Raw genomic sequence first — 15,141 nt, 5'->3', positions numbered from 1 at the left:
CAAACTTTCTTAACGCCATTCTAACATTTACCTTTGTATCTTTGTATCGCAAAAAAATGATGCATGGAATCTGTTATTGATACTTCGTTACCAGTAGGCAAGCCAAAATGGCTAAAGGTAAAACTTCCTATTGGACAAAAATATACCGAACTTCGAGGGCTTGTTGATAAATACAAGCTCAACACCATTTGCACCTCAGGAAGCTGCCCAAATATGGGTGAATGCTGGGGCGAAGGAACAGCAACCTTTATGATACTGGGGAACATCTGTACGCGTTCGTGTGGTTTTTGTGGTGTAAAAACCGGAAGACCCGAAACGGTAGATTGGGATGAACCAGAGAAAGTAGCGCGTTCCATCAAAATCATGAAAATCAAACATGCCGTAATTACCAGCGTTGACCGCGATGATTTGAAGGATATGGGTTCCATCATTTGGTTGGAAACCGTTCAGGCAATCCGCCGAATGAATCCTGAAACCACGTTGGAAACCTTGATTCCCGACTTTCAGGGCGTGGAAAGAATCATCGACAGGATTGTAGAAGCAAATCCGGAAGTGGTTTCACACAATGTGGAAACCGTGCGCCGTTTGACCCGTGAAGTACGTATCCAGGCGAAATACGACCGAAGCCTCGCTGTTTTGAAATACTTAAAAGATAAAGGAATCCGTAGGACCAAATCGGGAATTATGCTTGGGCTTGGCGAAACTGAGGAAGAGGTTATCCAAACGATGAAAGACCTGCGTGAGCAAAATGTAGATATTGTAACCATTGGCCAATATCTGCAGCCAAGTAAAAAACACCTGCCTGTAAAAGAATTCATCACTCCGGAACAATTCGAAAAATACGAAAAACTAGGAAAGGAAATGGGGTTCCGCCATGTAGAAAGTGGTGCTTTGGTGCGTTCTTCCTATCACGCTGAGAAACACATTTTATAATTATTCTAAATTTTGAATTCTAAATTTTAAATGAAAAAAACTCGTGTTGCCATCAATGGTTTTGGAAGAATCGGAAGGAATCTTTTCCGATTGCTGATCAATCATCCATCTATTGAAGTTGTCGCCATCAATGATATTGCCGACAATAAGACCATGGCACACCTGATAAAATACGACAGCATTCACGGTGTTTTGCCTTACGGGGTTTCGTATGACGACCAATCGATAATTGTTGACGGCAAAGGGTATCTGTTTTACCACGAAAGGGAAATAAGCGATCTGAACTGGGACGGCATCGACTTCGTAATTGAAAGTACCGGTAAATACAATAAGTTTGAAGACATCAATAAGCATATCCTGGCTGGGGCCAAAAAAGTAATCCTTTCAGCTCCATCAGAAGTTCCCGAAATCAAAACCGTTGTGCTTGGCGTAAACGAAAACATACTCGACGGAAGCGAAAATATAGTTTCCAATGCGAGCTGTACGACCAACAATGCGGCGCCAATGATTAAGATTATCAACGAACTTTGCGGCATTGAGCAGGCTTATATCACTACGGTTCACTCCTACACCACCGACCAAAGTTTACACGATCAGCCGCATAAAGACTTACGCCGTGCCCGTGGTGCAAGCCAGTCAATCGTTCCGACAACAACCGGTGCAGCGAAGGCACTGACAAAGATATTCCCTGAAATGGAAGGAAAAATCGGTGGAAGCGGCATTCGTGTTCCCGTTCCTGATGGCTCGTTAACCGACATTACCTGCTACGTAAAGAAAGAGGTTTCGATTGCTGAAATCAATGCTGCCTTTAAAACTGCTTCTGTATCAAACCTTAAGGGAATACTTGATTACACTGAAGACCCTATCGTTTCTGTTGATATTCTGGGTAATAGGAATTCCTGCCTTTTTGATGCGCAACTGACTTCTGTTATTGGAAAAATGGTAAAAGTCGTTGGTTGGTATGACAACGAAATTGGATATTCTTCCCGAATAATCGACTTAATTGTTTTGTTAAAACAATAATTTCCCTATTTTTAGCATCCCTAACTTTTATTGGACACTCTCAAATGAAATGGATTTGGATTTTCATGTGCATGCCTTTTGTCTTTTTCGGGCAAAAAAAATCAGCTTCAAAAGTTGACAGCACTGCCTATTTCATTCAGTTGGCCAACTTCAATAAAAAAGCGGATAACTATAAATCTTCCCTAGCATTTTCCCAAAAGGCATACAATTATGCCAAGGCCAAAAACAACATCAAAGGTCAGGGCGATGCTTTATTTTCTTTAGGCACAACCTATTTTGACCTGAAGAAAATGAACGATGCCATAGAAACCTTTACCAAAAGTGCCGATGCCTATAGCCAGTTGCATCCGTCGACCGACTATGCTTTGTGTTATTACAACATTGGTCTTTGTTATATGAGTTTGGAAGAATTTACAAAAGCGGAAGCCAATTTCGATAAATCACAATCGATTTATGATGTACTCAAAATCGACACCTCGCAGTTCCTGAATCTTCAAAAAGGGATACTTTATAAAAACAATGGCAAAATTGAACAAGCCTACAAATTATTCAACGTCATCATTTCCAAAGATGATTCGAAGGACATATTCAAAACCAAAGCGGAAGCTTTGTACCAATTGGGAACCATTGAGCAAAAACTGAATCACAATAATTTAGCGGTAAACTATCTTAGCAGGGCTTTGACATTGAGTACAGCAGACAAGAATTTAGACCAGAAGGCAAAAATCCTGTTGGAATTGAGTGTGACTTATGAAAAGCTTTTGGACCTTAAAAAATCCCACAACTACCTGAAGGCACATTTGGAACTGAAGGACAGCATTGCCCATTTGAACAATAAAAAACTCGACGTCAATGATTATGTCGATTTTAAGGAAAGCGAGCGTTTGAAGGAAATTGATCAAATGACTAAGGAAAATGAGGCGCAGCAGAAAACCAACAAGTTTGCCAAGCTGATCAGTATCCTGGCGATTGCGCTAATTACTATCCTTTCGCTTTTGAGTTTGTCATTATACAAGAATAACATCATCAGAACGCAGTCGAATAACACCTTAAAGGAAAAGAATTTTGAATTGCAGATTGCCAAAGACAATGCAGAAAAAGCATCAAAAGCCAGAGCCGAATTTTTATCAACGGTAAGCCACGAGCTGCGTACGCCTTTGAATGCGATTAACGGAATCACGCACTTACTGATTGAAGACAATCCGAAGGAAAACCAGCTTCATTATTTAAATTCATTAAAGTTTTCGGGGAATTACCTGTTGACGTTCATCAATGAGATTTTGGAAATCAACCGTATTGAATCGAATAATATCGAAATTGAATACATCGATTTCAACATCAAACAATTGCTATTGGATATCAAAAATTCGATGACCGAAATCGCCACCAACAACAATAATAGGTTTGTATTGGAAATCCACGACGACGTTCCTGAAATGCTGTTAGGTGATCCAACAAAGCTTTCGCAGATATTCATCAACCTTATCAATAACGCTTTGAAGTTTACCCAAAATGGCGAAGTAAAGGTTGTTGCCAAAGTGGTGGAAACCGGTGATGATTACACACGCATCAATTTTGCCGTAAGCGATACCGGAATTGGGATTCCCGAAGACAAACAGGAAACCATCTTTGAAAGCTTCTCACAAGGTTCGATAGAAATCAATAGGAAATATGGCGGGACCGGTTTGGGGTTGACCATCGTTAAGAAAATTGTCGATTTATTGGGCGGAGAAATCAACCTGAAAAGTGAAGTGGGCAGCGGAACTACTTTTGATTTTGAACTAAACCTTTTCAACGGCAAGAAAGAAGTAGTACTTGAAAAAGAGAATCTTTACTCGGATGAAGTACTGAAAGGCAAAAGCATATTGGTGGTTGAAGACAACAAAATCAACCAGATGGTCACCAAGAAAATGCTTGAGAAAAAAGAAATCAAATGCTTTATCATCGATAATGGTGAAGAAGCGGTTGAGATGCTGAGCAGGGAAAACAGCTTTGATTTGGTGCTAATGGACGTACATTTACCGGGAATCAACGGAACCATTGCCACCCAGAAAATACGAGAGTTTGACGAGAAAAAACCAATCATCGCACTAACCGCCATTTCGCTGAATGAAAATAGGGAAATGCTGTTGTCGTTTGGGATGACCGATGTGATCACCAAACCATTTGAACCGGAAAATTTCTATAGGGTTATTGCCAATAACTTAGCTTAAAACTGCATAATCAATTCCCTGATTAACTTTCGAACGTGAGGCTCAGCTTTTGCGGCAGCTTTCAAAACCTCTTCATGGCTTACATCTTCCATTGCGGTTTCCACATCGCCCATATCGGTAATGACAGACAAACCAAAACATTCAATATCCATGTGCCGCGCCACAATCACTTCAGGAACTGTTGACATTCCCACGCAATCTGCGCCAAGGATTTTGACCATTTTGTATTCGGCAAAGGTTTCAAATGTTGGCCCTTGTAAACCAAGGTATACTCCGTCAAAAACAGTAATGTTATTTTCTTTCGCTATTGCTTTAGCTTTCGCAATCATCGACTTATTGTAGGCTTCGTTCATGTTTAGGAAACGTGGGCCAAAACGCTCGTCGTTTTTTCCTCGCAATGGATGTTCAGGGAACATATTGATATGATCTTTGATGATTACAACCGAACCTACTTCATAATCAGAATTTACGCCACCAGAAGCATTTGAAACGATTAATTTTGAAATACCAAGGTGTTTCATCACACGCACCGGAAACGTAACCTGTTTCATATCGTATCCTTCATAGAAATGGAAACGGCCAGCCATTGCCATCACTTTCTTATCGCCTATGGCACCAAAAATAAGGGCTCCTTTATGACCGTGAACCGTTGACACCGGGAAATTCGGGATTTCACTATAAGGCAATGTAAATTCGATAGTGATATCTTCAGTGAAGTTTCCTAATCCTGAACCAAGGATGATTCCGTATTCAGGAGAAAAATTGGTTTTGTCTTTAATATAGTTAACCGTGTCTTGTACAAGTTCGAACATAATCTAAAATGGTTTGGTCAAAAGCCTCTTGATTTTCAAGGATTTGGCTTCTTATTGGTAAATAGTATAATTGCTTTTTTAAAATTTTAGCTTCCAAACGTACAAAATCTTTTTCAGTTGTAATGATGATTTTGTCATTGGCTTTGTTTTTAATGTCTAAAATTTCGCTTTCGCTGAAATGATGGTGGTCAGGAAACTCAATAATATGATCCGAACCCGACTGCAGATAATCAAAGAACGGTTTTGGTTTCGCAATTCCGGCAAGTAGTAGTTTTGGCGTTGATTTAATATCGTTTACATCCAAACTTTCAGCATCGTTGTAGATTTTATCATCATAAGCGACATAACTGAAAAAGATGGGAACATCTCGACCTATTTTCTTTTTAATAGTTTCCTGTTCTGAATGAGTAATGCCTGACGGACATTTGGTAACAATAATCACATCAGCTCTTTTAGCGCCGTTTCTACTTTCGCGAAGATTTCCGGTTGGAAGCATAAAGTCATCGCAAAACAAATCATTGTAAGACGTTAGTAAAATATAAAATCCTGCTTTGACTTTTCGGTGCTGGAAAGCATCGTCAAGCAATATTATATCAGGTTTAGTTTGTACCAATAATTGTTCGATTCCATTTTTCCGATCAGCATCTACAGCAACCTGGATGTTCGGGAATTTTTTAAAATATTGAAAAGGTTCATCGCCAAGGATTTCGGCATTGGCATTGGCATCAGCCAGGATAAAACCTTCTGATTTCCTTTTGTAACCACGGCTTAAGGTTGCTACCTTATAATTAGGGGAAAGCAAACGGATTAAATACTCAATCTGTGGCGTTTTTCCGGTTCCACCCACACTCAGATTTCCAACAGCGATTACCGGAATGTCAAAAGAATAGGATTTTAGAATACCTTTATCGTAAAGATAATTTCTTAAGGAAGTGATAAAACCATACAATATGGCAAAAGGAAAGAGTAATTTTCGCAACAAATTCATAAAACGAAAGTAACGATTTTTTATCTTTGAATGAAAATTATCTGGTCATAGTCAACAAATGAAACACTATTGCATAAAAATGCTCTTCTTATTCCTGCTGGTTTCTCCGGTAGTTTTGGCACAGGAAACAGAGAATGCTGCGCTGCTGAAAATTATTTTTACCAAATATTATAAAAACGAAAAAGTAATCGCCAAAGGAAGATTGCAGTTGTTGAGTTTCTTTTGCAAAAAGGCACCCAATAATGAGGAAGTGCTTGAAGTAATTTCGAAAAGCGATTTGCTCAAAAAGAACGCAGACGAAATCAAAAAGCAAATCGTCATCAACATCGATGAAGACTGGTCTGCTGCCTATAACATCCTGTTTGACAATCAAAACCAATACCTGAAAAGCAAGGTAAATGCCTGTCTTTCCTTTGAGGAATATAAAGTGGTTTCCGATCGTTATGGCGAAAACAACCAGCGCTTGATGATTGTCAACAAACCTATTTATTTTGCCAATAATAATTTCGCGTTGGTGAAAATTGCCTTCTATCGAAACATAGAGCACAACAATGGCTGCTTTTTCCTATTTGAAAAAGTAAACGGCGTTTGGACGGTTAAGGAAACTCTTAACGAATGGGCGACCTAGCTTATGAAAATAAGACTCCTTTTACCAATAATCCTGATTTCGCTGATTGGATGCAATTCCAAAGAGGACGCTAAAATTAAGCCTGTACCAAAACAAATATCCAATAACGATTTTCACTTTGACGGATTTCCTGTTTACAACATTTCGAAAGAGATTGACGCCATTACATTTGAACTGAATGAATATGATGAGAAAGATCATTTTTACAAAATCTATAATAAGGTAGAAAAAGAGGATACACTGTTTGCTTTTGAAAGCAGGTTGCGGCCGATAAATTCAATCCTTATTGACAGCAGCGGAACATTCAATATCTTTAGGAGTAAAAAATTGGAAGAGCGCATTAAGGCCAAACTCAAATCCTCTTATTATGTATACGGAACCAAAGGCTTTACAAGAGTAACACTCGGCGAAGTGTATTTTACGATCCATGAGTGTTATTCCAATATAGTGGCGGTAAAAATTATTGGTTATGACAAAAACAAATACGGACGTCCTTTAATTTGTTCTGAAAAACCGATTGTTGATTTGGTTTACGGAACTAATTACAGTAAGGCTGAAAAAGCGATTGAACGGGCAGAAAAAGCCAACGAAGGTGGCGCCGATTATATGAATCCACCGGGAACCGGAACTGTATTTGCCAACATAGGCTCCAATTATTTTGCGTATGAGGATGATTTTTCGCGAAAAAGGGATGATCCTGACGGACTAAGCTTTCCGGGTAGAACGATTTATAACATTAACAACAAAGGAAAAGCAAACAGGATTTGGGGATATTGCTTAGATTTGTTTGGAATTCCATGTGATTAATTTTTATGAAGATAAAAGAAATACTCTCAGTCCTTGAAGAAATGGCACCTTTGGCTTACGCTGAAGATTTTGACAACGTAGGCCTGCTTGTTGGCGATGCCAATGCAGATGCAACCGGAATCCTGGTGTGCCACGATGCTTTGGAAAGCGTGATTGACGAAGCCATTGCCAAAAAATGCAACCTGGTAGTTTGCTTCCATCCTATTATTTTTTCAGGTTTGAAGAAAATTACCGGAAAGAATTATGTAGAGCGTTCCATTCTGAAAGCCATCAAAAATGACATTGCCATTTATGCAGTCCATACGGCTTTGGATAACCATAAAAATGGTGTGAACAAAATTTTCTCTGATGCTTTGGGATTGATCAATACCAAAATCCTGGTTCCAAAACAGAATTTCATTCAGAAACTGGTGACTTACACCGTTCCCGAAAATGCTGAGAAAGTCCGTCTTGCCTTAGGTGAAGCTGGTGCAGGAACTATCGGCAATTACGAAAACTGCAGTTTCAATTCGGAAGGATTCAGTACCTATCAGGGAAATGAAGAGAGCAATCCAACCGTTGGCAATAAAGGCGAATTGACCCAAACCAACGAAATCAAAATTGAAGTTGTTTTTGAAAAACACCTACAATCCAAAATCCTCAAAGCCTTATTCACCAACCATGTTTATGAAGAAGTGGCTTATGAGATTTATGATCTGCAGAATACGCACCAAAATATAGGCCTTGGCATGGTTGGCGAACTTGAAAAACCAATGAGCGAAACCGAGTTCCTGGCCTTTGTCAAAAACAAAATGCAGTGCGGCGGAATCCGCCATAGTGCGCTGCTTGGAAAATCAATACAGAAAGTCGCTGTGCTTGGCGGTTCAGGAAGTTTTGCCATCAAAAATGCAATCCAGGCAAAAGCCGATGTTTTTTTGACTTCCGATTTGAAGTACCACAACTTTTATGAAGCTGAAAATCAGATTGTTTTAGCCGATATTGGTCATTTTGAGAGTGAAAGATTTACAAAAAATTATATTGTTGATTTTCTTAAGAAAAAAATTCCTAATTTTGCAGTCAATTTTTCGGAAGAAAATACAAATCCAGTTAAGTACTTATAAAATATGGCGGCTACAAAAGAACTAAATGTTGAAGACAAATTAAGAGCTATCTATGACTTACAGATCATAGATTCCAGAATCGATGAAATCAGAAATGTACGAGGTGAACTGCCTTTGGAAGTGGAAGATTTAGAAGATGAAGTTACTGGTCTAAGCACTCGTTTAGATAAATTAAAATCTGATTTGGTTTCAATTGAAGAGCAAATTAAAGCTAAGAAAAGCGCTATTGAAGAGCATCAGGCAGCAATAAAAAAATATACGGCTCAACAAAAAGATGTTCGTAACAACAGAGAATTCAATTCATTGACCAAAGAAGTGGAATTCCAGGAATTGGAAATCCAATTGGCTGAAAAACAAATCAAGGAATTGAAAGCTTCAATTGAGCACAAAAAAGAAGTGATTGCTAATTCAAAAGAGAAATTAGACCAAAAATCATCTCACTTAAAACACAAAAAAGCGGAGTTAAGCGATATCATGTCGGAAACTCAAAAAGAGGAAAACTTCTTGATGGAAAAATCAGCTGAGTATGAAGCTCAAATCGAAGAAAGATTATTGGCGGCTTACAAAAGAATCCGTTCAAGCGTTCGAAATGGTTTAGCGGTTGTATCAATTGAGCGTGGCGCTTCTGCCGGTTCATTCTTTACGATTCCACCACAAACTCAGGTTGAAATTGCAGCAAGAAAGAAAATCATCACCGATGAGCATTCCGGAAGAATCTTGGTTGACGCTACTTTAGCCGAAGAAGAAAGAGAGAAAATGCAATCCTTATTTGCTAATCTATAATATATCTAATCCCGATTCATTCGGGATTTTTTTATGCAGAAAATTCAATTCTTTATTATCACCAAATCCATTGGGATGTACCTCAACCTGCTGAGTTATATCAACCTGGAAAGTGCCAAAAGCAAAGCATACCAGCTTTTCACCAGCCCAAGGAAAGGAAAGCTGAACAAGGCTGAATTACCCAAAATCCTGCAAACTGCCACGCTCGAAACCTTTGAATATAATAAGGAAGTAATTCAAACGTATGTTTGGAAGGGAAACGAAGACATCATTCTTTTGGTCCATGGCTGGGAAAGCAATGCTTCGCGCTGGAAAAAACTCCTGCATCACTTAAAACCTTTGGGCAAAACAATCATCGCAATTGATGGCCCAGCGCATGGCTTGAGCGGTGGTTCCGAATTCAGCACTCCAAAATATGCCGAATTCCTCAATGTTGTAATCAAAAAATACCAACCCAAAATCCTCATCGGGCATTCTGTAGGCGGCGCAGCAATTTCGTTTTACCTTAATAAATATAAACCCGAGGCGAAGCCGAACGGGGCGGAGCCAAACCCGGCAATCGAAAAAATCATTTTGCTCGGAGCACCTTCCGACTTTAAGATTGTCAGTAATAATTTTGTAAAACTATTGAGCCTGAATGACAGAATCAAACTGAGGCTCGAAGATTATTTCATCCAGAGGTTTGAAATCAGCCTCGACGATTTTGCCGGGCACAAATTTGCTCAAAGCTTCGCCCAGAAAGCACTCATCGCCCACGACAGGGAAGACAACGTTGTCCTTGTTGACGAAGGCCGAAAATATGCTTCTGCCTGGAAAAATGCCATCTACATCGAAACAAATGGCTTAGGGCACAGCATGCACGATGCAGGGCTTTATCAGCAAATAATCAATTTTATTTAATTTTTAAGGAGCAGGAACTCTCTGCTTTTTAGTGCACATGCTCCCGCTTTCCGCGCTACATGGTAGCCAGCTCCAATCGGGGCTGGCGAATTCGTTTTCCCCGTTTCAGGCCTATTCAAGCCACTCTTAAAATTCTGAAAATCAAGGCAACTTCAAATCCAACTTTACTTTTTTGTCATTTCTCCAAAAAAATTACAATCCAACAATAAAAATTTCCTATTTTTAACAAAATCATTACTAATTACTTTTACTAATTATTCCTAATCATGAAAATAGATAAGATTCAGGCACTTCGCGGTCCTAATATTTGGAGTGTCCAACGTAAAAAATTAATCCAAATGCGTCTTGATTTGGAAGAAATGGAACAATTTCCAACCAATAAAATTGACGGTTTTCGTGAAAGGATAGAAGCAATGTTTCCCACAATGATTGAGCACCGTTGCTCAGAAGGAGTCCGTGGCGGATTCTTTTCCCGTGTTGAACGCGGAACGTGGATGGGGCATGTGATTGAGCATATCGCTTTGGAGATTCAATCCCTCGCAGGAATGGAAACCGGTTTCGGAAGAACCCGTGAAACCAAAACTCCCGGAATATATAATGTAGTTTTTAGTTACACCGAAGAAAATGTCGGAATGTTTGCTGCCGAAAGCGCCGTTGCCATTGCCGAAGCACTTATAGCCGGAACCGATTATGATGTTGAGGCCGATATCCAGAAAATGCGTGAGATTAGGGAACGTGTTCGTCTTGGACCTTCTACAGGAAGCATCGTTGAGGAAGCAGTAGCAAGGGATATTCCATGGATTCGATTAGGAACAAATTCATTGGTACAATTAGGTTACGGAATCAATCAAATGCGTTTCCAGGCAACAATTACCTGCAAAACCAGCAGCATTGCGGTTGACATTGCCTGTAATAAGGAACAAACCAAAAAAATGTTGGATGCCAATTCCATTCCGGTTGCGAATGGCGGAATCTGCGTTGACGAAGAAGATTTAGATGATGTAATCCGGAAAATTGGTTATCCAATAGTTATAAAACCTTTGGATGGAAACCACGGAAAAGGTGCTTCCATCAATGTAAAAACCAGGGAAGATGCGGTTGAAGGTTTGGCTTATGCCAAAAAATACAGCCATCGTGTTATTGTTGAAAAATTCATTACGGGTTATGACTTTAGGGTTTTAATAATTGATAACAAACTCGTAGCTGCAGCAAAACGCGAACCGGCTCACGTCAAAGGTGACGGAAAGCAAACGATACAGCAATTAATCGACGAAACAAATTTGGATCCGCGCCGTGGTTATGGGCACGAAAATGTCCTTACCCAAATTGACGTCGACAGGGATACCACCGATTTATTGGAAAAATTAAATTATACGTTGGAAACTGTTCCAAAGAAAGACGAAGTGGTTTACCTTAAATCTACTGCTAATTTGAGTACAGGTGGAACTTCGATAGATGTTACCGATATGATGCATCCGGAAAATATTTTCCTCTGCGAAAGGATTTCAAGGGTAATCGGATTGGACGTTTGTGGTGTTGATATCATGGCCGAAAACCTAACACAGCCACTTAAGGAAAATGGAGGCTGTATTTTGGAAGTAAATGCCGCGCCTGGATTCCGTATGCACCTCGCTCCTTCCGAAGGATTACCAAGAAACGTAGCAGCTCCGGTGATTGACATGCTTTATCCTCCGGGAAAACCAAGTCGTATTCCGATTATTGCGGTTACCGGAACCAATGGAAAAACCACCACTACCCGATTGATGGCGCATATTGTAAAAAATAACGGCTATAAAGTTGGTTTCACAACCTCAGACGGAATTTATGTTCAAAACCACATGATGGAAAAAGGAGATACAACCGGACCAATTTCTGCCGAATATATCCTAAAAGACCCGACGGTTGAGTTTGCGGTTTTGGAAACAGCACGTGGAGGAATCCTTCGTTCAGGTTTAGGTTTCAGCCGTTGCGACATCGGAATCATAACCAATATCCAGGAAGACCATTTAGGTTTAAGCGATATCCATACATTGGATGATTTGGCAAGGGTAAAAAGCACCGTTGTCAAAAGTGTCAAAAAAGATGGCTGGGCAATTTTGAATGCTGAAGACGAGCAGTGTTTGAAAATCGCCAATGAATTAAGCTGTAACGTGGCATACTTCAGTATGGATGAAAATAATCCGAAAGTAAAACAGTTTTCTAAAGAAGGAAAAATTGTAGCAGTTTACGAAAACGGATTCATCACCATCAAAAAAGGTGAATGGAAAATGAGGGTCGAAAGAGCTACACATGTTCCATTGACTATGGGTGGAAAAGCACGATTCATGATTGCCAATGTATTGGCTGCAACCCTCGCAGCTTATTTACAAGGGTTCAAAACAGAAGATATCAGTTTGTCATTGCAGACATTTATTCCAAGTGCGGCACAAACACCAGGAAGAATGAACGTATTTGAATTCAAGAAATTTAAGGTGTTGATTGACTTTGCACACAATCCTGCCGGATATAAAGGTGTTGAAGAATATCTAAGTTCGGTCGAGGCTACTAAAAAAATCGGGATTATTGCCGGTGTTGGTGACCGTCGCGATGAGGACATCAAGGAATGTGCTATGATTGCAGCAAGAATGTTTGACCACATCATAATACGTCAGGAAAAACACCTGCGTGGAAGAACCGAAGAGGAAATCATCGGGCTCATTATGGAAGGGATAAAAGAATCAGGAAAAAGCGTTACAACCGAAATCATCAAAAAAGAAGTTGAGGCCATTAAGCATGCAATTGATACAGTTGAAGACGGAAGCTTTATTACAGCTCTAAGCGATGTGGTAACCAACGCCATTGAAATTGTCCAGGAATATTTGGACAAGGAAAGCGAAGAATAAAATAGTATCAAATCCCAAACTTACAGGTTTGGGATTTTTTTATGCCTAAAACTTTAAATTAGCTTAAAAACGACTGTTAATCAGAAAAATATAAATCTAATGCTCTACATTTGTCATTCTAAAAAATGAAAAAATGAAAAAAATAAACTTCGTCATTTGTGCATTCCTGCTTACCGGTTTTGCCTTTGCTCAAAAAATCCAAATCAAAAAAGATAAAATCCTTTACGACAAAGCTGAAATTGCTATCATCACCGAACCATTCCGCAATCATTATGATTTCTCAACACTAAGTGGTGAAAAGAAATTTTCTGTTGATTTCAAAGGTTTATCTGTTAATGACACTCAATTTTACCAATGGTTGGAAGTGACCAGTGCCGATGGAAAAATAAAAACCGAAATCCCTCATGATGTGCTGATAACGGCGTTTGATGTAAAACGTATCATTGCCCACAATTTATCGGTGAAATATAATTTACTTGATGCTTCGGGGATTAATGACGCAGCCTTAAAAACCTTCTTTGAAACCGAACGCGAAAGCCTGAGTGATAAATATGGTAAAACCGTTGCGTCAGCCAAAATCGAAGGCGATGCACAAAAGAAAAAAGTACAGGAAATAAAATCAAGATACAATCCTCAAATTCAAAACGACAAGAGCATTACGTTTACTCAAGGAGGAAAATTGGTAATTGTCGGGCGTTTGGTTACCGAACCTTACATTGTTGGTGGCGGTGCACGTGACTATGCCTATATTTATGATATTGATGGTAATAAAGCAGTGTCTTTAGGCTTTGTTAGTTTGGGATCAAATTTTAAAATAACAGGATTTGACGGTAAAAGTTACGAGTTTGTGACAAAAAGCATGTACTCTGAAGGGAACACGACCTTTCTTAACGAATTCCTATGGGATGCTGTATCCCATGGATATACATTTGGGCATCAAATCCGCGATGAAAATGCCAAATTACTTGCAGCTAAAGTGGCTCTTGCCAAAGAAAGAAGTGCCAATATCTATAATAAAAGAGGCTATCTGATTGATGGAGACGGCAAACGTTATGATGGTGTTATCAGCATTTATTTCCAAATGTTGGACCTTAACGAAACCGGACAGGTTTTACCCGAAGATGCTGCCGATAACTTTGGAAAAAGAGTCAGCATCAAGTATAGGAATGAAAAAAACCAGGAACGTACCAAAACCTTTAAAGCGAGCAGCAATGCCTATTTCTGCATTACTGAAAACAACAAAGAGACTTTTTATTACGGAATGGCAATCAAGGGAGAAGCAATGAAAAAGATTCAGAACATTGGAAACTTTGCTTTTGATAATGCCTTTTTCTTCCAAATGATCCACAAGGAAGATAAAATCATGGTATTACACGATCCTGTAGAAATTGAAAAATACATTATCAAAATTGCTACCGAAGCCAAAGGACAAATGTTAGACCGCAGAAGTTCCGAAAACTTAAGCGTTCAATTGGCCGATTACTTAAAGGCTTGTAAAGGGTTATCGGAAGACATTAAAAAGAATGAATTCGATTTAAAGATTGAAGAAAACCTGGTTAAGATTGCACAAGAATATCAAAACTGTAACTAATGACGGAACTCATCGATACCTGGCTTATCAACAATCGCATCAACCTGTATTTGCTTGATGCGATTGACGAAAGTCATTTAAACGATATTTCGGCTTCCAAAGGACGCAAAGTTGGCGACCAGTTCGCACACTTACACAACGTTCGCATGATGTGGCTTAAAGCTTCCTTTCCTGAATTATTGGAAGGATTGAACAAACTAGACAAGGAAACAATCATCACTAAATCAATATTGGAACTGGAATTGAATAAAAGCGCTGAAGCCATTGCCAAACTTTTGGAAAAAGGCATTGCCGAAGGCAAAATAAAAGGATTCAAACCCCATCCAACGGCATTTCTGGGGTATTTGATTTCGCACGAAAGCCATCACCGCGGACAGATTATGCTAGCCTTAAAACAATCGGGGCACGCTGTAGATCAAAAGACACAGTTTGGTTTGTGGGAATGGGGAACGCGATAAAGTAAAAAAGAAAACCGCTTTGG

13 protein-coding genes are annotated in these 15,141 nt (G+C 39.4%); 11 read left to right on the top strand and 2 right to left on the bottom strand.

Going from position 1 to position 15,141, the window contains the following annotated elements; genetic code table 11:
* Window positions 1–63: 63 nt before the first annotated feature.
* The 3 genes from lipA to L1S31_RS12980 are packed head-to-tail and all read left to right on the top strand — an operon-like array spanning window position 64 to window position 4,169.
* Window positions 64–933 (top strand): lipoyl synthase, encoded by an 870-nt coding sequence (lipA, locus tag L1S31_RS12990; protein ID WP_236465171.1) that lies wholly within the window; start codon window positions 64–66, stop codon window positions 931–933.
* A 30-nt stretch (window positions 934–963) separates the two neighbouring features.
* Window positions 964–1,956, top strand: a complete 993-nt coding sequence (gene gap / locus L1S31_RS12985; protein WP_236465170.1) for a type I glyceraldehyde-3-phosphate dehydrogenase — start codon at window positions 964–966, stop codon at window positions 1,954–1,956.
* 44 nt (window positions 1,957–2,000) lie between these two features.
* A complete protein-coding gene (locus tag L1S31_RS12980) occupies window positions 2,001–4,169 on the top strand; it encodes a tetratricopeptide repeat-containing hybrid sensor histidine kinase/response regulator (RefSeq protein WP_236465169.1) in 2,169 nt (722 codons plus the stop codon).
* Here L1S31_RS12980 and L1S31_RS12975 read toward each other — a convergent pair.
* Window positions 4,166–4,981, bottom strand: coding sequence for a purine-nucleoside phosphorylase (locus L1S31_RS12975; protein WP_236465168.1), 816 nt, complete (start codon window positions 4,979–4,981; stop codon window positions 4,166–4,168). The genes L1S31_RS12980 and L1S31_RS12975 overlap by 4 nt on opposite strands.
* Window positions 4,953–5,969 carry a tetraacyldisaccharide 4'-kinase gene (gene lpxK, locus L1S31_RS12970; RefSeq protein ID WP_236465167.1) on the bottom strand — a complete coding sequence of 339 codons (1,017 nt, stop codon included), beginning with the start codon at window positions 5,967–5,969 and terminating at the stop codon, window positions 4,953–4,955. The genes L1S31_RS12975 and lpxK overlap by 29 nt, the downstream gene beginning before the upstream one ends.
* Before the next feature lie 58 nt (window positions 5,970–6,027).
* On the opposite strand from lpxK, the gene L1S31_RS12965 reads away from it, so the two are divergent.
* The 8 genes from L1S31_RS12965 to L1S31_RS12930 all read left to right on the top strand — a co-directional run bounded on the left by L1S31_RS12965 (window position 6,028) and on the right by L1S31_RS12930 (window position 15,118).
* Window positions 6,028–6,597 carry a hypothetical protein gene (locus tag L1S31_RS12965; RefSeq protein ID WP_236465166.1) on the top strand — a complete coding sequence of 190 codons (570 nt, stop codon included), beginning with the start codon at window positions 6,028–6,030 and terminating at the stop codon, window positions 6,595–6,597.
* A 3-nt stretch (window positions 6,598–6,600) separates the two neighbouring features.
* Window positions 6,601–7,404, top strand: a complete 804-nt coding sequence (locus tag L1S31_RS12960) for a hypothetical protein (RefSeq protein WP_236465165.1) — start codon at window positions 6,601–6,603, stop codon at window positions 7,402–7,404.
* A 5-nt stretch (window positions 7,405–7,409) separates the two neighbouring features.
* Window positions 7,410–8,504 carry a Nif3-like dinuclear metal center hexameric protein gene (locus L1S31_RS12955; RefSeq protein WP_236465164.1) on the top strand — a complete coding sequence of 365 codons (1,095 nt, stop codon included), beginning with the start codon at window positions 7,410–7,412 and terminating at the stop codon, window positions 8,502–8,504.
* Between the two features lie 3 nt (window positions 8,505–8,507).
* Window positions 8,508–9,287 carry a zinc ribbon domain-containing protein gene (locus L1S31_RS12950; protein WP_236465163.1) on the top strand — a complete coding sequence of 260 codons (780 nt, stop codon included), beginning with the start codon at window positions 8,508–8,510 and terminating at the stop codon, window positions 9,285–9,287.
* Window positions 9,288–9,320: 33 nt separating this feature from the next.
* Window positions 9,321–10,187 carry an alpha/beta fold hydrolase gene (locus L1S31_RS12945; RefSeq protein WP_236465162.1) on the top strand — a complete coding sequence of 289 codons (867 nt, stop codon included), beginning with the start codon at window positions 9,321–9,323 and terminating at the stop codon, window positions 10,185–10,187.
* A gap of 266 nt (window positions 10,188–10,453) precedes the next feature.
* Window positions 10,454–13,069: a cyanophycin synthetase gene (gene cphA, locus L1S31_RS12940; protein WP_236465161.1), complete on the top strand. Its 2,616-nt coding sequence runs from the start codon at window positions 10,454–10,456 to the stop codon at window positions 13,067–13,069.
* 133 nt (window positions 13,070–13,202) lie between these two features.
* The gene (locus L1S31_RS12935) at window positions 13,203–14,660 is read left to right on the top strand and encodes a hypothetical protein (protein ID WP_236465160.1); all 1,458 of its coding nucleotides are present in this window, start codon (window positions 13,203–13,205) and stop codon (window positions 14,658–14,660) included.
* Window positions 14,660–15,118 (top strand): DinB family protein, encoded by a 459-nt coding sequence (locus L1S31_RS12930; RefSeq protein ID WP_236465159.1) that lies wholly within the window; start codon window positions 14,660–14,662, stop codon window positions 15,116–15,118. Before L1S31_RS12935 ends, L1S31_RS12930 begins: the two co-directional genes overlap by 1 nt.
* Window positions 15,119–15,141: the final 23 nt, after the last annotated feature.

This window comes from Flavobacterium wongokense, from assembly GCF_021608265.1.
Taxonomy (GTDB): domain Bacteria; phylum Bacteroidota; class Bacteroidia; order Flavobacteriales; family Flavobacteriaceae; genus Flavobacterium; species Flavobacterium wongokense.
The sequence above is the reverse complement of the archived record's forward strand: the minus strand, read 5'-3'. Positions and strand labels throughout refer to the sequence as shown.

Coding starts and splice junctions, on each gene's coding strand:
- L1S31_RS12945 (WP_236465162.1), top strand. CDS start 9,321: ATGCAGAAAATTCAATTCTTTATTATCACCAAATCCATTGGGATGTAC.
- lpxK (WP_236465167.1), bottom strand. CDS start 5,969: ATGAATTTGTTGCGAAAATTACTCTTTCCTTTTGCCATATTGTATGGT.
- L1S31_RS12950 (WP_236465163.1), top strand. CDS start 8,508: ATGGCGGCTACAAAAGAACTAAATGTTGAAGACAAATTAAGAGCTATC.
- L1S31_RS12975 (WP_236465168.1), bottom strand. CDS start 4,981: ATGTTCGAACTTGTACAAGACACGGTTAACTATATTAAAGACAAAACC.
- L1S31_RS12930 (WP_236465159.1), top strand. CDS start 14,660: ATGACGGAACTCATCGATACCTGGCTTATCAACAATCGCATCAACCTG.
- L1S31_RS12980 (WP_236465169.1), top strand. CDS start 2,001: ATGAAATGGATTTGGATTTTCATGTGCATGCCTTTTGTCTTTTTCGGG.
- L1S31_RS12965 (WP_236465166.1), top strand. CDS start 6,028: ATGAAACACTATTGCATAAAAATGCTCTTCTTATTCCTGCTGGTTTCT.
- cphA (WP_236465161.1), top strand. CDS start 10,454: ATGAAAATAGATAAGATTCAGGCACTTCGCGGTCCTAATATTTGGAGT.
- L1S31_RS12935 (WP_236465160.1), top strand. CDS start 13,203: ATGAAAAAAATAAACTTCGTCATTTGTGCATTCCTGCTTACCGGTTTT.
- gap (WP_236465170.1), top strand. CDS start 964: ATGAAAAAAACTCGTGTTGCCATCAATGGTTTTGGAAGAATCGGAAGG.
- lipA (WP_236465171.1), top strand. CDS start 64: ATGGAATCTGTTATTGATACTTCGTTACCAGTAGGCAAGCCAAAATGG.
- L1S31_RS12960 (WP_236465165.1), top strand. CDS start 6,601: ATGAAAATAAGACTCCTTTTACCAATAATCCTGATTTCGCTGATTGGA.
- L1S31_RS12955 (WP_236465164.1), top strand. CDS start 7,410: ATGAAGATAAAAGAAATACTCTCAGTCCTTGAAGAAATGGCACCTTTG.